This is a genomic window from Pelomonas sp. Root1217, from assembly GCF_001425705.1.
Taxonomy (GTDB): domain Bacteria; phylum Pseudomonadota; class Gammaproteobacteria; order Burkholderiales; family Burkholderiaceae_C; genus Pelomonas.
Genome location: NZ_LMDC01000028.1, coordinates 705,212 through 724,134 on the forward strand (window position 1 = coordinate 705,212; position 18,923 = coordinate 724,134).

An 18,923-nucleotide genomic window follows, 5' to 3' on the forward strand; every position below is an offset into this window, starting at 1 on the left:
CGGTACTGCGCGGCAGGGCGTGCTGCTAACCTGCGCGCCTTGCGCCGCCCACCCTCCTTTCTCCCAGCATCCCCCGCCCGACGCGCGCTGCTGATCAGCCTGCTGGCCAGCGGCTGCAGCGCCGATGGGGCCGCGCTGGAGGGCGGCTGGGTTGGCACCCACCCCGAGCGTGGCCACCGCCTGCGCGGCGCCCTGCCCGCGGCCGGCGGCCCGCTGAAACGCACCGGCGTCCTCATCGTCGGCGCCGGCGTCGCCGGCCTCGCCTGTGCGCGGGCCCTGGCCAGGCGCGGCATCGACGACTTCGCGCTGCTCGACCTCGAAGACCAGGCCGGCGGCAACAGCCGTGGCCACGTGCTGGCCGGCGTGCCCTGCCCCCTCGGTGCCCATTACCTGCCGCTGCCCGGCGCCCAGGCGCGCGAAGTCAACGAGCTGCTGCATGAGCTGGGCCTGGCCCGCGAACAACTCGGCCGCACCGTTTGGGACGAGCGCCACCTCTGCCACAGCCCCCAAGAGCGCCTCTTCATAGACGGCGAATGGCACGACGGCCTGCTGCCGCCGCCGGAGGGCGCCGCATCGCTGGCGCAGTACCGGCGCTTCTCCGCCCTCGTCGCCCAGGCGCAGCGCGAAGTCGGTTTTGCCATGCCCAGCCACCGGATGCGCTGGACAGCCCGCCACGCTGCGCTCAACGCGCAGGCCTTCGCCGCCTGGCTGGACGCGGCCGGCATCAGCGACGCCCGGCTGCGCTGGTACCTCGACTACTGCTGCCGCGACGACTTCGGCGCCGGCGCGAACGCCGTCTCGGCCTGGGCCGGCCTGCACTATTTCGCCAGCCGCCACGGCTTTCATGCCCCCGGCGACGAGGCCGGCGAACGAGAGCCGGTGCTGACCTGGCCGGAAGGCAACGGCTGGCTCAGCGCCCGCATCGCCGCGCCGCTGCGTGAGCGCATCCACCTCGGCCGCACAGTGCTGCGCATGACCGAGCAGCGCCAGGGCGTCGAGCTGCTGGCCTGGAACGAGGCGGCCGATGCCCCTGAACGCTGGACGGCCCGCGCCGTCGTCATGGCCACGCCGCTGTTCGTCTCGGCGCGGCTGCTGGCCTCACCGCCCGATGCACTGCGCTCACTGAAGCAGCAACACGCCCCCTGGCTGACAGCCAGCCTCGCGCTTCGCGAGCCGCTGCTGCAGCGCCCAGGCGCGCCGCCGTCCTGGGACAACGTGCGCTACGGCAGTGCGGCCCTGGGCTATGTCGACGCGCGCCACCAGTCGCGCGATCCGACGCCGCGCCCGCCGGTGCTGACGGCCTATGTCGCCCTTCCCGAAAGCCAGCGTGGCGAGCTGCTGAAGCAGCCCTGGCAGCACTGGGCCCAGATCGTCACCCAGGAACTGGCCCAGACCCACCCGGACCTGCCGGCCAAGCTCGAGCGTATCGACCTATGCCGCTTCGGCCACGCGATGAGCATCCCGACGCCCGGCTTGCGTGGGTCGGCCGAGTTGGCGGCGCTGAACGCCCAGCGCGGCCGCGTCGTCTTCGCGCACAGCGACCTCGCGGGGTATTCGGTGTTCGAGGAGGCCTACACGGCCGGTGTCGAAGCGGCCGCGCGGCTCAGCCTCTGAATGGCCGCCTCGCGCGGCGCAAAGGCCTTCAGCAAGGCATCGAGCAAGGCCTCGGCCTTGGCGCTGTTGTCGGCGCCGTAGTTGCAGACATAGACGTCCAGCGTCACGCCGCCCAGTTCGGGCCAGGTGTGGACGGCAAGATGCGATTCAGCCAGCAGCACGACGCCGGTGACGCCGCTCTGTTCGTCGTCGGGTGCAAATCGATGGAAGAGTTCGGCGACACCGGTAAGACCCGCACGGGTCACGGCATCGCGGCACAGCGCCGCGAGCGCGTCGGCGTCGCGCATGACCGCCAACGCCGGGTCGACGCCATGCAGGTCGGCCGTCAGGTGCAGGCCGTTCATCCGCCGGTGACGGGAGGGAAGAAGGCCAACTCGTCGCCATCCGACAGCGCAGCGGACTCGACGCACATCTTCTGGTTCAGCGCCGCACGCACCGCGCGACCACTGGCCAACGCCTCGGCATGGATTCCGCCGCGCGCACGCAGGGCCTCGCGTGCCGCGGCGACGCTGCTGCCGTCCGGCAGGATCAGCGCCTCGCCCTCGCCAAGCTTCTCACGCAGCGAGGCGAAGAAGCGCAGCTTCACGGCGATGCTCAAGACAACAGCTCCGCGAACGGGATGAAGCGCACCGCGTCGCCGGCCTTGAAGGCCTGGCCGGCGGGGTTGTCGAGCAGGCCGTCGGCCCAGAAGGCCGAAGTCAGCACGCCGCTGCTCTGGTTGGAGAACATGGCCAGGCCGCCTTCTTCGTCCAGGCGCACACGCAGGAACTCGCGGCGCTTGTCGGGCTTGGGCCAGTCGAAGCCGGCCGCCAGCCGATAGCCGCGTGGCGTCAGGCGAGCGGCCCCTTGCAGCTTCAGCAGGAAGGGCCGCACGAGGACCAGGAAGGTCACCAGGCTGGACACCGGGTTGCCGGGCAGGCCAATGAAGTGGGCCGCGCCCACACGGCCATACGCGAACGGCTTGCCGGGCTTGATGGCAATGGCCCAGAGGTCGAGTTGGCCTTCGGCCTGCACGGCGGGGCGCAGATGGTCTTCCTCGCCGACCGACACGCCGCCCGAAGTGAGGATGACGTCGGCCTGCGATGCCGCTTCGCGCAGCGCAGCGCGGGTTGCATCCAGGCGGTCGGGCACGATGCCGAGGTCGATGACCTCGCAGCCCAGGCTTTCGAGCAAGGCACGCAGCGTGAAGCGGTTGGAGTTGTAGATGGCACCGGGCGGCAGCGGCTCGCCGGGCATGACCAGTTCATCACCGGTCGAGAACAGCGCGACGCGTGGGCGACGGGTCACAGTCAGCTCGGCGGCACCGGCCGTGGCAGCCAGGCCGACGGAGACCGCGTCCAGCCGCGTGCCGGCCGGCAGCAGGACTGCGCCCGCACGCACGTCCTCGCCACGCAGGCGCACATTGGCGCCTGCGGTGATGGGCTGTGTCATGCTGACCTTGTCGCCCACCAGCTCGGTGAACTCCTGCATGACGACGGTGTCCGCACCCGGCGGCACATGGGCGCCCGTGAAGATGCGCGCCGCTTCACCCGGCGGCAGCGGTGCGGGCACGCTGCCGGCGGGAATGCGCTGAGTCACCGGCAGCAGCTGGCCGGCGTCGGCTACGCGCAGGGCGTAGCCATCCATGGCCGAGTTGTCAGCCGGCGGCACATCCACCGGCGAGATCAGGTCAGCAGCCAGCACACGGCCCACGGCAGCGCTCGTCGCCAGCGTTTCGCGCCCGGCCAGCGGCTGGACCTGCGCCAGCAGCGCGGCCAGCGCCTCGTCCAACGGGATCAGCGGCTTCCTCGGAGCTTCAGACATGGGCGTGAATGTAGGCCTTCACCTGGCCCACATCGGCCGGCATGACCTTCACGCGCTTGGGGAGTTCTTCGATGCCTTCCAGCCCGGCGGGACGCGGCGGCTCGATGGCCAGGGCCTCGTGGATGGTCGCCGCAAACTTGGCCGGCAGGGCCGTCTCCAGCACCAGCATCGTGACGTTGGGATCACGCTTCTCCAGCGCCACCTTCAGACCGTCGGCCGTGTGCGGGTCGATGATGACGCCGTGCTCGGCATGGCAGCGGCGGATGGTCGCGATGCGGTCGGCATGCGTGCTGCTGCCGGAAGCAAAGCCGAAGCCGGCGATGTCGGCATGCTCACCGCCGCCCAGTTCGAACTGGCTGGCGCCGAAGTGCTGCTTCACGCGCCCGCCGTCGCGGCCGAGCAGGTCGAAGACGAAGCGCTCGAAGTTGCTCGCCTTGGAGATGTCCATCGACGGGCTGGACGTCTCGTGCGTGTCGGCCGTGCTGCGCGGGCGATAGGCGCCGGTGCGGAAGAATTCGTCCAGCACATCGTTCTCGTTGGTCGCGACGACCAGCTGCTTGATGGGCAGCCCCATCATGCGCGCCACGTGGCCAGCACAGACGTTGCCGAAGTTGCCGCTTGGCACCGTGAAACTGATCTTCTCGGCGTTGCTCTTCGTGGCCTGGAAATAGCCGGCGAAGTAGTAGACGACCTGGGCCAGCAGGCGCGCCCAGTTGATGGAGTTGACCGTGCCGATGCGGTGCTCGCGCTTGAAGGCGAGGTCGTTGGACACGGCCTTGACGATGTCCTGGCAGTCGTCGAACACGCCGTCGATGGCGATGTTGTGGATGTTCTCGTCTTGCAGGCTGAACATCTGCGCCTGCTGGAAGGGGCTCATGCGGCCATTGGGGCTGAGCATGAAGACCTTGACACCCTTTTTGCCCCGCATCGCGTACTCGGCGGCGCTGCCGGTGTCGCCCGAGGTCGCGCCCAGGATGTTCAGCGTCTCGCCGCGGCGGCCGAGCTCGTACTCGAACAGCGCGCCGAGGAGCTGCATGGCCATGTCCTTGAAGGCCAGCGTCGGGCCGTTGGACAGGCCTTGCAGCGCGATGTGGTCGCCCAGCCAGGTCAGCGGTGTGATGGCCTCGGTGCCGAAGACCTCGGCCGTGTAGACGCGGCGCGTGATGGCGTGCAGGTCGTCGGCCGGGATGTCGTCGATGTAGAGGGACAGGATCTCGAAGGCCAGGTCGGCATAGGCCAGGCCGCGCCAGCGCGCGAGCGTGGCTGCGTCGACCTTGGGATAGGCCTTGGGCAGGTAGAGGCCGCCGTCGGGCGCCAGGCCTTCGAGCAGGATGTCGGAGAAGCCGCGCTCGGTCTGGTCGCCGCGGGTGGAGATGTACTTCATGTCAGTGTCCGGCTCAGGCGAGCTCTTCCTTGCGGATGCGAACGATCGGGGCGAGGACGGTCGGCAAGCCCTGCATCTTGGCCAGCGCCTCGTTCATGCGGCCCTCGACGGTATCGTGCGTCAGGATGATGAGGTCGGTCTGGCGCTCGCCTTCGCCGGACTCGCGCTGCAACACGGCGTCGATGGAGATGTCGTGCTCGGCCAGGATGGTGGTGATGCGCGACAGCACGCCGGGTTGATCGGCGACGACCAGGCGCAGGTAGAAGGCCGTGTGCACGTCGGCCATCTCGAGGATGGGCGTGTCGCTCATCGCGTCGGGTTGGAAGGCCAGGTGGGGCACGCGGTGGTCGGGGTCGGCGGTGTGCAGGCGGGTCACGTCCACCAGGTCGGCCACGACGGCCGAGGCGGTCGGCTCGGCGCCGGCACCCTTGCCGTAGTACAGCGTCGTGCCGACGGCATCGGCCTGCACGACGACGGCGTTCATCGCGCCTTCGACATTGGCGATCAGGCGGCTGGACGGGATCAGCGTCGGATGCACGCGCAGCTCGATGCCTTCCTGGCGGCGGCGCGTGATGCCCAGCAGCTTGATGCGGTAGCCGAGCTGCTCGGCATACTTGATGTCGGTGGCCTGCAGGCTGCTGATGCCCTCGACGTGGGCCCTGTCGAACTGCACCGGCACGCCAAAGGCGATGGCGCTCATCAGCGTCAGCTTGTGGGCGGCATCCACGCCCTCGATGTCGAAGGTCGGGTCGCTCTCGGCATAGCCCAGGCGTTGCGCCTCCTTCAGCACGGTGGCGAAGTCCAGGCCCTTGCCGCGCATCTCCGACAGGATGAAGTTCGTGGTGCCGTTGATGATGCCGGCGATCCACTCGATGCGGTTGGCCGTCAGGCCCTCGCGCAGCGCCTTGATGATGGGGATGCCGCCGGCCACGGCCGCTTCGAACGCAACGACAACGCCCTTCTCGCGCGCCGCTTCGAAGATCTCGGTGCCATGCAGGGCCAGCAGAGCTTTGTTGGCGGTGACGACATGCTTGCCGTTGGCAATCGCCTGCAGCACCAGCGAGCGCGCCGGCTCGATACCGCCGATCAGCTCGACGACGATGTCGATATCGGGGTTGTTGACGAGCTGCTGCGCGTCACCGACGCAGGGCACGCCGTCACCGACGATAGCCTGATAGGCCTTGGCGCGCTCGGCGTTGCGGGCGGACACCATCGCAATCTCGATGCCCCGGCCGGCGCGGCCACGAATCTCGGCCTGGTTGCGCTGCAAGACGTGGAAGGTACCGGCACCGACGGTGCCAAGGCCGATCAGGCCAACTTGAATCGCTTTCATCGCAGGGCTCTCAGGACAGGAAATCAGGAAGTGTGGCGGCGGCGGTAGCCGGCCAGGAAACGGTCGATGCGGCCAATGGCCTCACGCAGATCATCCACATTGGGCAAAAAGACGAGGCGGAAGTGGTCATGCTCGGGCCAGTTAAAGCCCGTGCCCTGGACGATCAGCACCTTCTCCTCGGCGAGCAGCTCGTAGGCGAACTGCTGGTCGTCGGCGATCGGGTAAAACTTGGGATCCAGGCGCGGGAACATGTAAAGCGCCGCCTTGGGCTTGACGACGCTGACGCCCGGGATCTGGGTCAGCAGCTCATAGGCCAGGTCACGCTGGTGGCACAGGCGCCCGGTCGGCGCGACCAGGTCCTTGATGCTCTGGTAACCGCCCAGCGCCGTCTGGATCGCCAATTGACCCGGCGTGTTGGAGCACAGGCGCAGCGAGGCCAGCATGTTCAGGCCCTCGATGTAGTCGCGGGCGTGGCGCTTCTCGCCGCTGACGATCATCCAGCCGGCGCGGTAGCCGCAGGCGCGGTAATTCTTGGACAGGCCGTTGAAGGTGATGAACAGCACGTCGTCGGCCAGGGACGCCATGCTGGTGTGTGTGTTGCCGTCGTACAGCGTCTTGTCGTAGATCTCGTCAGCAAAGATGACAAGCTGGTGCTTGCGGGCCAGTTCGATGATGCCCCGCAGCAGGTCGTCCGGATACAGCGCGCCGGTCGGGTTGTTCGGGTTGCAGACCATGATGCCGCGGGTGCGCGGGCTGATCTTGGCCTCGATGTCGGCCAGGTCGGGCAGCCAGCCGGCGCCCTCGTCGCAGCGGTAATGCACGGGCCTGCCGCCCGACAAGCCGACGACGGCGGTGTAGAGCGGAAAGTCGGGCGCCGGGATCAGGATCTCGTCGCCATCGTTGACCAGGGCGTTGATCGCCATCTGGATCAGCTCGGAGGCGCCGTTGCCCAGGTAGACGTCGTCCACCGTCACGCCCTTGACGCCCTGCTGCTGCGTGTAGTGCACCACCGCCTTGCGCGGCGCGAACAGGCCCTTGCTGTCGGTGTAGCCCCCGGCGTCGCCGAGATTGCGGATCATGTCCTGCACGATCTCGTCCGGCGGCGTCAGGCCGAACACCGCCGTGTTGCCGATGTTCAGTTTGATGATCTTCTGGCCCTCTTCCTCCATCTGGCGCGCCTTGTCCAGCACGGGGCCGCGGATGTCATAGCTGACGCTGGCGAGCTTGCTGGACTTGGCGATGGGCTTCAAAACGGGCTCCGGCGCAGCAATGCTGCAGTGCAAGAAGGGGTGAAAAGGGGATCTTGGAGTTTAAGCAAGGCCCGGGCATGCGGCCTGCCGTTCTGCGCGACACTCGCGCCCGGCTTTTCGCACCTTTCCCGATGAAGTTCCAGCTTGACGAGCCGCAAGGCGGCAACAGCATTTCCCGCCATGACGCCCAAGGGGTCTGGGTCAACGGTCGGCCGCACACGGCCAGTGTCCTGGTCCCCTGGAAAGGCGACGTGGCGGCCTGGGCGCCTTCGCGCTTCGAGGAACTTCAACCTGCACATTTCGAAGCAATCAAGGCCTTGAACCCCGAACTGGTCGTCTTCGGCAGCGGCGCCCGGTTGCGTTTCCCGAGCCCGGCCCTGTGGCGCGGGCTGGTTGAAGCGCGCATCGGCTTCGAAGTCATGGACAACGCAGCCGCTTGCCGCACTTACAACGTGCTTGCCAGTGAAGGCCGCAACGTTCTGGCAGCATTGCTCATTGAGGGATGACCTCCGCCGGTAGGGAGACCGGGGAGGCTTTATAATCACGGGCTATTGCTTGCGGGCGCCCGCGTAGATTGTTTTTGTGAAAGGCTTCACAGAGCAATCACGAACCGGGGACCCCGTGAGCACAACGCTTCTGCTGCACTCCCCAATGACGCCTGCGCTCAACAAACCCCTGCCGGAAATTGAGGCTCAAGCCACCGGCGGCGTGAAGTTCACTGCCAATGCCTTCCTGGGCAAGTCGGTCGTGCTGTATTTCTACCCGAAGGACAACACGCCCGGTTGTACCACCGAGGCGATGCAATTCCGCGACCGCCACAAGGACTTCGTGAAGGCCGGCGCGGTGGTGCTTGGTGTTTCGCGCGACAACATGGCCTCGCACGAGAAGTTCAAGCAGGCGCTGGAGCTGCCCTTCGAGCTGATCGCCGACACGGAAGAAAAGCTCTGCCACATGTTCGGCGTGGTCAAGAACAAGATCATGTACGGCAAGAAGGTCAAGGGCATCGAACGCTCGACCTTCCTCATCGCCCCGAACGGCATCCTGGTGGGTGAATGGCGCGGCATCAAGGTTGCCGGCCATGTCGACGAAGTGCTGAAGGCCGTGAAGGGCTTGAAGAAGGAAGCCGCCTGAGCCCTATAAGGCGCCACATGACGCGCTAAAAACGCGTTGTTTGCTGACATCGCGGGCCCCCGCGGTATGTGCATAATCAGCTCATGCCCCGGGTCGAATCCTTGTCTCAGACTACAAAGCCGCACTCATCCTGTGCGGCTTTTTGCTTTCTGAAGCCTGGATCGCGTGGGGTTCACTTGTCGCCCATCCGCCGTAAATGCCACTGCCTAAGCCTCCTGCACAACGCGCCAGCCGCCTCGATGCCTCTGCTTACTCGGCCACTCTGACCCCCAGCAAACCTCGCGCGACGCCTCCCATCGTCGTCGCGCCCGCCGCCGCTCCGGTCGCGGTGCCGACAGCCGAAGTGCTGCGGCTTCCCACCCCCACTTCCAGCCCCGCTGCCGCCAGGCCAAGCCTGCCCACCAAAACGGCCAGCAAGGCGCCCGCCAAAGCCGCCGCGCCCAAACGCACGCGCAAACCCACCGGCGCCGCCAAGCTCTTCGTGCTCGATACGAACGTGCTGATGCATGACCCGATGTCGCTGTTCCGCTTCGAGGAGCACGACGTCTTCCTGCCCATGATCACGCTCGAGGAGCTGGACGGCCACAAGAAGGGCATGACCGAGGTCGCCCGCAACGTGCGCCAGGTCAGCCGCGAACTGGACCAGCTCGCCGCCAGCCTGAAGACCAGCGGCATCGAGGAAATGGCCAAGGGCCTGCCGCTGGCCGGCACAGGCCACCGCGAAGCCGAGGGCAAGCTCTTCTTCCAGACCGAGCTGATCGACGCGCCGCTGCCGCCCGGGTTGCCCCAAGGCAAGGCCGACAACCAGATCCTGGGGGTTGTCCAGGCGCTGAAGGGCCTGCACCCCGGCCGTGAAGTCGTGCTGGTGTCCAAGGACATCAACATGCGCATCAAGGCCCGCGCGCTGGGCCTGCCGGCGGAGGACTACCGCAACGACAAGACGCTGGAAGACTCCGACCTGCTCTACACCGGCGTCCAGGCCCTGCCCTCGGACTTCTGGGACCGCCATGGCAAGACCATGGAGAGCTGGCAGCAGGGCGGCACGACCTACTACCGCATCAGCGGCCCGCTCGTGCCCACGCTGCTGATCAACGAGCTGGTCTACCTGGAAGCCCCCGGCGAGACCCCGTTGTACGCAAAGGTCACCGAGATCACCGGCAAGACGGCCGTTCTGCGCACGCTGAAGGACTACGGCAACCAGAAGCACGCCGTCTGGGGCGTGACGTCGCGCAACCGCGAGCAGAACTTCGCGCTGAATCTGCTGATGGACCCGGAGTGCGACTTCATCACGCTGACCGGCACCGCCGGCACCGGCAAGACGCTGATGACGCTGGCCGCCGCCCTGGCCCAGGTCTTCGATGACCGTCGTTACAGCGAGATCATCGTCACCCGCGTGACCGTGCCCGTCGGTGAGGACATCGGCTTCCTGCCCGGCACCGAAGAAGAAAAGATGGGCCCCTGGATGGGTGCGCTGGACGACAACCTCGAGGTGCTGGCCAAGGGCGGCTCCACCGCCGGCGAATGGGGCCGCGCGGCCACCAACGACCTGGTGCGCAGCAAGATCAAGATCAAGAGCCTGAACTTCATGCGCGGGCGCACGTTCCTGAACAAGTTCGTCATCATCGACGAGGCCCAGAACCTGACGCCCAAACAGATGAAGACCTTGATCACGCGCGCCGGCCCGGGCACCAAGATCGTTTGCCTGGGCAATTTGGCGCAGATCGACACGCCCTACCTGACCGAAGGCAGTTCAGGCCTGACGTTTGCGGTCGACCGCTTCAAGGGCTGGGCCCACAGCGGCCATGTGACGCTGGCCCGCGGTGAGCGCTCGCGGTTGGCGGACTTCGCTTCCGAGGTGCTTTGAACCGAACTGATGGCGCCATTCGCCATCAGTTCGGCGCTGGCTTCAACGCGGTGATACGCGCCAGACGACATTGCCAACGTCGTCAGCGACGAGAAGCCCACCGCGTGTGTCCATCGCGACACCGACTGGTCGGCCGCGCGCCTTGCCCTCCTTGTCGATGAAACCCGTCAGCACGTCGATGGGCAGGCCGACGGGCTTGCCGTCAGCGAAAGGCAGGTAGACAACCTTGTAGCCCGACAGCGGCCTGCGGTTCCAGGAGCCGTGCATGCCGATGAAGACGCCCTGCTCCCCCTTGCCGGCGGCGAGAACGCCCGGCAGCTTGCCGTCCGCCGCCGTCATGCCCAAGGGCGCTACATGGGAGCCCAGCGCGTAATCGGGCTTCACGGCCTTGGCCACCAGGTCGGGCCGCTGCGGCTTGACCCGATCATCCAGATGTGGGCCGTAGTAGCTGTAGGGCCAGCCGTAGAAAGCCCCGTCCCGTACCGAAGTCAGGTAGTCGGGGACCAGGTCGCTGCCGAGTTCATCGCGTTCGTTGGCCACGGTCCACAAGACCTGGGCGCTGCCGGTCTTCATCCAGGCCATGCCATTGGGGTTGCGCAACCCGGTCGCGTACAAGCGCTTGTTCCCGGTGGCGCGTTCGATCTCCCAGATCGCGGCGCGCCCTTCCTCGGCTTCGATGCCGTTCTCGGCCACGTTGCTGTTGGAGCCCACCGTCGCGTAGAGCTTGCTGCCATCCGGGCTGGCAATCAACGACTTGGTCCAGTGGTGGTTGATGGTGCCCGCGGGCAGGTCTGTCAGTTTCTTGCCCTCGGCAGCATTAAGCTGCGTCTGGCCTTGCTTGTAGGGATACACCAGGACGGCATCGGTGTTCGCGACGTAGAACTGGTCGCCGACCAGAGCCATGCCGAACGGCGAGTTCAAGCCAGACAGGAAAACGGCTCGCTGGTCGGCGGTGCCGTCTCCGTCCGTGTCGCGCAGCAGTGAAATCCGGTTGGCGCTTTTCGGCCCTGCACCGGCGCGCTTCTGGAACAGCTTCATCGCGGCGCCCTTGATGCCCTTGGCATCGTCGGGGCGCTCCGGCCCATTGGTCTCCGCCACGAGGACATCGCCATTGGGCAGGACATGGAGCCAGCGCGGGTGATCGAGCCCGCCAGCGAACGCGGCGACTTGCAGGCCGGCCGCCGCTGTCGGGGCCTGTTGGTCGCTCCAGGGCTCGGCGGGTGCAACGTTGACCGTAGGAATTGCGGACTTCACCGGCTTCACCAAGGTGGGGTTCGGTCCGACGTCGGCGTTGGCGGGCAACTTGCTCTCGTCCGCGCGAACCGATGATGTGCCGAAGGCAAGGACCAGCAGACCCAGCGAGGCCAGAAGTTCCGGGAGAGAGCGGCGAGTGTGATTCATAGCGGCTTCAATGAGGGCGATCGACACCGACGGCAATGCGCATGCCCATGACCCGGGAACGCGGGAGCCTCAATGGCGCTGCGCCGCCCGGACGCTGCGCCATGCTTCCTCGCAGAAGGGCAGCACATTGAGCAGCATAGAAACGACGAACATGACGGCCGTGTATGTCCAGGGCGGCTGTGCCTTGAAGCGCAAAGCCCAGTCTGCCGTGTAGCCGGGCTGCTGCAGCAGCGCCAGCGTCTGGCCGGGAGCCAGCGCCAGCAGGCAGGACAACCCAGCCCACGGCAGCAAGTGCTGGAAGCCGTGCACCCATTGCTCCAGGACGGGAATGCGCCGCTTCGCCAAGGCCACACGCAGGTCGGCCAGGTAGCTCAAATCGTGCAGCAGCACGACGGCGATCAAGCCCGCCAGCAACCCGGCCGTCGGCTCCAGCAGCAGCGCCGCCAGAATGGCGCTGCCCACCAGCACCAGCATGGCCAGGTGCAGCGCCGACTCGGCAATGCCGGCCGTGAACTCGATGCGCTGTGCGCGGTGCAGCGCCCAGTCCAGCACGCCCGCAGCCACCAGCATGGGCGCCCACACGAAGGCGAGGAGGCCCTGCAGCAGCGATGCGGTGTCGTCCACGGCCCTCAGCCCTCGCCTCAAGACCGCGCCACGAATGGTCGCTTTTGAACGTCGATCACGGTCTCGGGCATGCTCAACTCGTCACTGGGGTGGTTGGCAGAAGCGGTGTTCCTGTCGTAGGCGAGGTCATTCTTGGCACAACCAATTTTTGCTCCACGGCAAGCAACATGCCCGGCGACAGCGAGACAACTCGCCCCTCATCCGGCGGCACGGCGTCGCATGGTTGCGATACCATTTTGTTTCCACTCTCTGGCATCTCCATGATCTACCGCTCCCTCGGCCGCACCGGCTGGAACATCTCTGCCATCGGCTTTGGCGCCTGGGCCATCGGCGGCACCTGGGGAGATACGGACGACGCCGCTGCGATGGCAGCCCTGCACCGGGCGCTGGACCGCGGCGTGAACTTCTTCGACACCGCCGACGTCTACGGCGACGGCCACAGCGAACGCCTGCTCGCACGCCTGAAGCGCGAGCGGCCCGGCGACGCCTTCCATGTCGCCACCAAGGCCGGTCGGCGCCTGAACCCGCACATCGCCGACGGCTACCGCGACTTGCGCCCATTCATCGAGCGCAGCCTGAAGAATCTCGAGACCGACAGCCTGGACCTGCTGCAACTGCACTGCCCTCCCAGCGCCGTCTACGCCATGCCCGAGGTCTTCGCTGCGCTTGACGACCTGGTGCGCGAGGGCAAGCTGCGCCACTACGGCGTCAGCGTCGAGCGCATCGACGAAGCCATCGCGGCGCTCAAGTTCCCTGGAGTTCAGTCGGTGCAGATCATCTACAACCTGTTTCGCCAGCGGCCAGCCGAGGTCTTTCTGCCGGCGGCCCAGGCGGCGCAGGTTGGCGTGCTGGCCCGGCTGCCACTGTCCAGCGGCATGCTGAGCGGCAAGTTCACCCGCGAGAGCCGCTTTGGCGCCGACGACCACCGCGGCTTCAACCGCCAGGGAGAGGCCTTCGACAAGGGCGAGACCTTCTCGGGCGTCGACTTCGAGCAGGGCCTCGCCGCCGTCGAGGAGTTGCGGGCCCTGCTGCCCCCGGGAGCGAGCATGGCCAGGCTGGCACTGCGCTGGATCTTGATGAACGAGGCTGTCACGGCTGCCATTCCCGGCGGCCGCACGCCCGAACAGGTGGACGAGAACGTCAGCGCCGCCGACCTGGCCGCCCTGCCCGCGCCGCTGATGCAGGCGCTGGCGGACGTCTACCTGCGCCGCATTGCTCCGCAGGTGCACAGCCTCTGGTGAACCCTTACGCCTTTCGTGCAGCATGAAAAAAGCGGCCCGTGGGCCGCTTCGTTCTATGCCCCCCCGACGGCTCAGGTACGGCGACGGCGACCTGCCGCCAAGCCTGCCAGTGCGATGCCCACCAGGGCCATCGAGGCCGGCTCCGGCACATTGACGGTGACGTCGGTGGTCGCGAGGGTGGCACCGGCCGCATCGGTGACGAAGAGGCGGAAGTCCGTCGAGCTGGCCGCATACGGGTTGAAGTTGAAGCCCGGTGTCGTCAGGAAGGACATCTCCAGATTCCACGATTCGCCCAGGAACGTCGGCAGGCCCGCCGTCAGCAGATCAATGTCGGTGTAGTTGACGGCGGCACTGCTGTCGGTGTCGATGCCCAGCCAGATCTTGCAGCCCTGGCAGCCACGGATGTCGTAGGCGAAGTCGAAACTCCAGTTCGCGTAGTTCTTGCCGTCCGGCAGGTAGACGCCACCTTGCGCCTGGAAGTTACGCACGCCGTCATTGGGCAGGAAGGCGCTGTTCTTGTACGCATGGGCGCCGATGGCGACCTTGACGCCACTCGCAGCCACTGCGGCGAACTGCACGGTCTCCAGGCCCGTGCTCCCCGCAGGCGGCCAACCGTCAGCTGCCGTCAACATCGTCAAGCTGGCATGTGCCGCGAGCGGCGCCAGGCTGGCGAAAGCCGCTGTGGCAAGAAGTTTCTTGATCATCTGTTTGTCTCCAATGTGGGCCATGTTTCGCAGCCGCCTTCTGCGCAACGACACGCTTTTGAGCACCGCGCAATCCCTAGCGCATCAACCATGCCAACACCAGGCCGCTTGTAGGACGATCCAGTAGGACGGACGGTCCATGCCGCCGTGAGATGACCCCCACGTTCGAAAGTGGAAATTCCCTCGACATGCGGCAAACCCTAGGGTTAGGTCCTTGCGCTGAAATGACTCGTCAGCACAGCTGCCCGATGCCGATCAGGTATCGGGTTCGCCACGCTGAACGGCTTTCGAGAACGGCGTCACACCGGCATCGGCATCCAGCAGCATGGGTCGGCGGGGCCGCATTCTGCCAATGCGCCATACACTGGAATTTTTCCCAGTGACAATCGAGGCATGTATCAACCGGAGCGCTGGATCGCCCACCTCGACATGGACGCCTTCTATGCGTCCGTCGAGTTGCTGCGCTATCCACAGCTCAAGGGCGAGGCCGTTGTCATCGGTGGCCGGCGGGCGGATGCGCCGCAGCAGTTGGAAGACGGCAGCTGGAAATACTCCAAACTGCGCGACTACACCGGCCGCGGCGTCGTCACGACATCCACCTATGCCGCGCGCGACCTCGGCGTGTTCTCGGCAATGGGCCTGATGAAAGCCGCCCTGCGCGCGCCCGACGCCATCCTGCTGCCAGCGGACTTCGATTCCTACCGCAAGTACTCACGCCTCTTCAAGGCCGCCGTCGCCGAGGTGGCTCCGGTCATCGAGGACCGCGGCATCGACGAGATCTACATCGACCTGACCGACGTGCCCGGCGTGCGCGACGCCGTCGGCCACGACCCGCTGGGCGGCGTGAAGGCGGTGGCCCGCGAGATCAAGAACTCGGTCGGCCGTGCCACCGGCCTGACCTGCTCCATCGGCGTCACGCCCAACAAGCTGCTGTCCAAGATCGCCAGCGAGCTGGACAAGCCCGACGGCATCAGCGTGCTGACGCTGGACGACATCCCCACGCGTGTCTGGCCGCTGGGCGCGCGCAAGATCAACGGCATCGGTCCCAAGGCGGGCGACAGGCTCGTCAAGCTCGGCCTGGAGACCGTGGGCGACATCGCCGCCGCCGACCCGGCCTGGCTGGTCGAGCAGTTCGGCGACAGCTATGGCCAGTGGCTGCACGCCGCCTCGCACGGGCGGGACTCGCGGCCCGTCGTCACGCACAGCGAGCCCGTCTCCATCAGCCGCGAGACGACCTTCGAGCGCGACCTGAGCGCCGTGCACGACCGTGCCCTGCTCGGCGGCATCATGGACGAGCTGTGCGAAAGCCTGTCGCGCGACCTGGCCCGCAAGCACTACGCCGGCAAAACGGTGGGCATCAAGCTGCGCTTCGAAGGCTTCGTCACCGTCACTCGCGACCAGACGCTCAAGCTCCCCATCGCCAGCGCCACCGACATCCGCCATGCGGTGGGCCTGTGCCTGAAGCGCGTCAAGTTCGACAAGCGCTTGAGGCTGATGGGCGTGCGCATCGGCAACCTCGTGCATACCAGCGAGGTGCAGGCAGCGCCCGCCGTGGCGCGCGCCGAGCCCCTCGCCGCGCCCGACAACCTGAGCCTGTTTTGAGCGATTGGCAATACAGCGTCTCCGTACGCAGCCTGTGCGAGTTCACCGCCAAGCGCGGCAGCCTGGACCGCCGCTTCACGCCCTCGGCCACGGCGCTGGAGGGCCAGGCCGGCCAGATGGCCGTGCTCGCGCGCCGCTCGCCGGGTTACGAGACCGAGCTGCCGCTGGAGGCCGTCCACGGCAACCTGCGCGTGCGCGGGCGGGCCGACGGCTACGAGGCCGACGTGAACCGGCTCGAGGAGATCAAGACCATCCGCGGGCCGGTCGAGGCCATTCCCGACAACCGCCGCGCCCTGCACTGGGCCCAGCTGCAAACCTACGGCGCGCTGATTGCCGCCGACCGCGGCCTGAGCGAGCTGGAACTGGCTCTCGTCTACGTCGATGCCGACACGCAGAACGAGACCGTGCTGCGCGAGAAGGTGACGGCCAGCGCGCTGCAAGCCGCTTTCGAATTGCGCTGCCGCCAGTTCGAGGCCTGGGCGTGGCAGGAGGCCGAGCACCGCAAGGCACGCGACGCAGGCTTGAGCGCCTTGCCCTTTCCCAAGGGTGAGTTGCGCCCCGGCCAGCGCCTGCTGGCCGAAGCCGTGTATCGCGTCGCGACCAAGGGACGCTGCCTGCTGGCCCAGGCGCCCACGGGCATCGGCAAGACCCTGGGCACGCTATACCCGTTGCTGCGCGCCATGCCGCTGCAGCAGCTGGACAAGATCGGCTACATGACCTGCAAGGGCACCGGCCGCATCACCGCGCTGGAGGCCCTGCATGCGTTGCGGGACAGCACGCCGACAAAGTCGCTGCGCGTGCTGACGCTGGTGGCCAAGGAGCAGGCCTGCGAGCACCCGACCAAGGCCTGCCATGGCGACGCCTGCCCGCTGGCGAACGGCTTCTACGACAAGCTGCCCGCCGCCCGCGCCGAGGCCGTGCAGATCGCCTGGCTGGACCCGGCCACCCAGCGCCGCATCGCGCTGCAGCATGACGTCTGCCCCTACTACCTCGGCCAGGAACTGCTGCGCTGGGCCGACGTGGTGGTAGGCGACGTGCACCACGCCTTCGACCCCTATGGCCAACTCTATGGCCTGTCGCAGGCCCAGGGCTGGAAGCTGGCGCTGCTGGTGGACGAGGCCCACAACCTCATCGACCGGGCGCGGGACATGTACAGCGTCAGCCTCAGCTTGGCGCGCGTGCGCGAAGTCATCGCCGAAGCGCCCGCCAGCCTCCGCGTGCCACTGCGGCGACTGGCCAAGGAACTGGCCACGCTGGGCCGCCGCCAGCAAGGCGACTACCAGGCGCTGGACACCGTGCCCGATGCCCTTGCCGAGGCCCTGCAACGCGTCAACGTCGTGCTGGGCGAACACGTGCAGAACCACCCGCTCGACGTCGGCCCCATGCTGCAGTTCTATTTCGAGGTGCTGGGCCTGCAACGCCTGCTGGACCGTTTTGATGCCCATTCGATCTGCGACCTGCAGCGCAGCGCGACGCCCGCACGGCCCGCGCCGGCGCTCGATGCACCGCGCAACCTCTCGCTGCTCGGCGACGACGATGAAGAGGACGACGCCAGCGACGGCCAGGACGTGCTGCTCTCCATCCGCAACATCGTGCCCGGTGCATTCCTGAAGGAGCGCTTCGAGGGGCTCAGCAGCGTCACGCTGTTCTCGGCCACGCTCGGGCCGCCCGACTACCAGCGCCAGTTGCTCGGCATGCCCGAGGACACCGCCTGGATCGACGTGCCCGCGCCCTTCCCGCCCGAGCACCTGACCGTGCAGGTGGCCCACCGCCTGTCCACGCGCTACGAGCATCGCCACGCATCGCTGGACGCGCTGGTGGACCTGCTCGCCCGGCAGTTCACCGAGCATCCCGGCAATTACCTCGCGTTCTTCAGCAGCTTCGACTACCTCGACAAGGCCTCGGCGCGCCTGGCGCTGCGCCACCCGCAGGTCGTGCAGTGGAACCAGTCGCGTGCCATGGGCGACGCGGCACGGCGCGCCTTTCTGGACCGCTTCGTGGAGGGCGGCCGCGGCATCGGCTTCGCCGTGCTGGGCGGCGCCTTCGCCGAAGGCGTGGACCTACCCGGCACGCGCCTCATCGGCGCCTTCATCGCCACCCTCGGCCTGCCGCCGGTGTCACCGCTGCAGGACCAGGTGCGCGAGCGCCTGGACACCCTGTTCGGCGCCGACCACGGCTATGCCGACCTCGTGCCCGGCATGCAGAAGGTCGTGCAGGCCGCCGGCCGCGTGCTGCGCTCCGTGGACGACCGCGGCTGGGTGTGGCTGCTGGACAAGCGCTATGCCCGGCCCGAAGTGCGGGCCTTGTTGCCGGGCTGGTGGCAGCTGTAGAGCGGCGCACCCACGCCCGCATTCCGGGCCGAGCGCTGGGCCGCCCCCGAGCCGGCTCGCTTGCCGCCGACTGCGGCTCGACGCCGCAAGCGGGGGCGTCCCCCCGGGGGCTGAGGCCGGACACAACACGCCCAGTGGGCGTGTTGTGCGTGCCGAAGGGCTACGGCACTGCCGTAGCGCGGTCTGCAAGACCGACCAAGCACGCGCGCGTTCAGCGGCGCGGGAATGGGCGAGGGGTAAAGTTGTTTTCATGTTTGACCACGTCAAGTTCGGCGTCAGCGACTTCGCCACGAGCAAGGCTTTCTATCTCAAAGCGCTAGCGCCACTCGGCGTCACAGCGGGCGCGCAAGGCGAGCCGAGCTACGGCATCGAGCTCGTCATCCAGGGCCAGGTGACCAGCCTGTGCCTGTTCGAGACCCAGGAGAAGCCGGCCCATCTGCACCTCGCCTTCATGGCGCAGACGCGCCAGCAGGTCGATGACTTCTATCGCGAGGCGTTGGCGGCCGGTGCCAAGGACAACGGCCCGCCGGGCCTGCGGCCGAAGTACCACGCCACCTACTACGCTGCCTTCGTCGTCGACCCGGACGGGCACAACATCGAAGCGGTCTGCCATGCGCCCGCGGCCTGACATCGCCCTCGCCC

Annotated in this window: 17 protein-coding genes; 8 read left to right on the forward strand and 9 right to left on the reverse strand. The window is 67.4% G+C overall.

Annotation, left to right across the window (positions count from 1 at the left end; genetic code table 11):
* The first annotated feature begins 39 nt into the window (after nt 1-39).
* Nucleotides 40-1,614, forward strand: a complete 1,575-nt coding sequence (locus tag ASC95_RS23190; protein ID WP_057300043.1) for an FAD-dependent oxidoreductase — start codon at nt 40-42, stop codon at nt 1,612-1,614.
* Here the strand turns inward: ASC95_RS23190 and speD are convergent.
* Genes speD through ASC95_RS23220 form a run of 6 tightly spaced genes read right to left on the reverse strand, consistent with a single transcriptional unit; the run spans nt 1,572 to nt 7,384 of the window.
* A complete protein-coding gene (speD, locus tag ASC95_RS23195; RefSeq protein ID WP_057300044.1) occupies nt 1,572-1,958 on the reverse strand; it encodes an adenosylmethionine decarboxylase in 387 nt (128 codons plus the stop codon). The two genes, ASC95_RS23190 and speD, sit on opposite strands and share 43 nt — an antisense overlap.
* The gene (locus tag ASC95_RS23200; protein ID WP_369820635.1) at nt 1,955-2,212 is read right to left on the reverse strand and encodes a MoaD/ThiS family protein; all 258 of its coding nucleotides are present in this window, start codon (nt 2,210-2,212) and stop codon (nt 1,955-1,957) included. The genes speD and ASC95_RS23200 overlap by 4 nt, the downstream gene beginning before the upstream one ends.
* Entirely contained in the window at nt 2,209-3,417 is a 1,209-nt protein-coding gene (glp, locus tag ASC95_RS23205) for a gephyrin-like molybdotransferase Glp (RefSeq protein ID WP_057300045.1), read from the reverse strand. Before glp ends, ASC95_RS23200 begins: the two co-directional genes overlap by 4 nt.
* Nucleotides 3,410-4,801 (reverse strand): threonine synthase, encoded by a 1,392-nt coding sequence (gene thrC / locus ASC95_RS23210; protein ID WP_057300046.1) that lies wholly within the window; start codon nt 4,799-4,801, stop codon nt 3,410-3,412. The genes glp and thrC overlap by 8 nt, the downstream gene beginning before the upstream one ends.
* A gap of 13 nt (nt 4,802-4,814) precedes the next feature.
* Nucleotides 4,815-6,134, reverse strand: coding sequence for a homoserine dehydrogenase (locus ASC95_RS23215; protein ID WP_057300047.1), 1,320 nt, complete (start codon nt 6,132-6,134; stop codon nt 4,815-4,817).
* 23 nt (nt 6,135-6,157) lie between these two features.
* Nucleotides 6,158-7,384 (reverse strand): pyridoxal phosphate-dependent aminotransferase, encoded by a 1,227-nt coding sequence (locus tag ASC95_RS23220; protein WP_057300048.1) that lies wholly within the window; start codon nt 7,382-7,384, stop codon nt 6,158-6,160.
* A gap of 131 nt (nt 7,385-7,515) precedes the next feature.
* On the opposite strand from ASC95_RS23220, the gene ASC95_RS23225 reads away from it, so the two are divergent.
* The 3 genes from ASC95_RS23225 to ASC95_RS23235 all read left to right on the forward strand — a co-directional run bounded on the left by ASC95_RS23225 (nt 7,516) and on the right by ASC95_RS23235 (nt 10,379).
* Nucleotides 7,516-7,890 carry an Mth938-like domain-containing protein gene (locus ASC95_RS23225; protein WP_056195596.1) on the forward strand — a complete coding sequence of 125 codons (375 nt, stop codon included), beginning with the start codon at nt 7,516-7,518 and terminating at the stop codon, nt 7,888-7,890.
* A gap of 145 nt (nt 7,891-8,035) precedes the next feature.
* The gene (locus ASC95_RS23230; RefSeq protein ID WP_056195593.1) at nt 8,036-8,515 is read left to right on the forward strand and encodes a peroxiredoxin; all 480 of its coding nucleotides are present in this window, start codon (nt 8,036-8,038) and stop codon (nt 8,513-8,515) included.
* Nucleotides 8,516-8,711: 196 nt separating this feature from the next.
* Nucleotides 8,712-10,379, forward strand: a complete 1,668-nt coding sequence (locus ASC95_RS23235) for a PhoH family protein (RefSeq protein WP_057300049.1) — start codon at nt 8,712-8,714, stop codon at nt 10,377-10,379.
* Between the two features lie 42 nt (nt 10,380-10,421).
* Here the strand turns inward: ASC95_RS23235 and ASC95_RS23240 are convergent, their stop codons facing one another.
* Together ASC95_RS23240 and ASC95_RS23245 are read right to left on the reverse strand one after the other, a co-directional pair.
* Nucleotides 10,422-11,780, reverse strand: coding sequence for a sorbosone dehydrogenase family protein (locus ASC95_RS23240; RefSeq protein WP_057300050.1), 1,359 nt, complete (start codon nt 11,778-11,780; stop codon nt 10,422-10,424).
* Between the two features lie 69 nt (nt 11,781-11,849).
* Nucleotides 11,850-12,404, reverse strand: a complete 555-nt coding sequence (locus ASC95_RS23245) for a hypothetical protein (RefSeq protein ID WP_082568034.1) — start codon at nt 12,402-12,404, stop codon at nt 11,850-11,852.
* Between the two features lie 260 nt (nt 12,405-12,664).
* On the opposite strand from ASC95_RS23245, the gene ASC95_RS23250 reads away from it, so the two are divergent.
* Nucleotides 12,665-13,645, forward strand: a complete 981-nt coding sequence (locus ASC95_RS23250; protein WP_057300051.1) for an aldo/keto reductase — start codon at nt 12,665-12,667, stop codon at nt 13,643-13,645.
* Between the two features lie 71 nt (nt 13,646-13,716).
* On the opposite strand, the gene ASC95_RS23255 is transcribed toward ASC95_RS23250, so the two are convergent.
* Nucleotides 13,717-14,349 carry a PEP-CTERM sorting domain-containing protein gene (locus ASC95_RS23255; protein WP_057300052.1) on the reverse strand — a complete coding sequence of 211 codons (633 nt, stop codon included), beginning with the start codon at nt 14,347-14,349 and terminating at the stop codon, nt 13,717-13,719.
* Nucleotides 14,350-14,742: 393 nt separating this feature from the next.
* Here ASC95_RS23255 and ASC95_RS23260 point away from each other — a divergent pair, with 393 nt between their 5' ends.
* The 3 genes from ASC95_RS23260 (at nt 14,743) to ASC95_RS23270 (ending at nt 18,909) form a co-directional block, all read left to right on the forward strand.
* Nucleotides 14,743-15,951: a DNA polymerase IV gene (locus ASC95_RS23260; protein ID WP_057300053.1), complete on the forward strand. Its 1,209-nt coding sequence runs from the start codon at nt 14,743-14,745 to the stop codon at nt 15,949-15,951.
* Complete coding sequence (locus ASC95_RS23265; protein WP_057300054.1) at nt 15,948-18,281, forward strand: ATP-dependent DNA helicase; 2,334 nt, start codon at nt 15,948-15,950, stop codon at nt 18,279-18,281. The genes ASC95_RS23260 and ASC95_RS23265 overlap by 4 nt, the downstream gene beginning before the upstream one ends.
* A 250-nt stretch (nt 18,282-18,531) precedes the next feature.
* A complete protein-coding gene (locus ASC95_RS23270; protein ID WP_057300055.1) occupies nt 18,532-18,909 on the forward strand; it encodes a VOC family protein in 378 nt (125 codons plus the stop codon).
* Nucleotides 18,910-18,923: the final 14 nt, after the last annotated feature.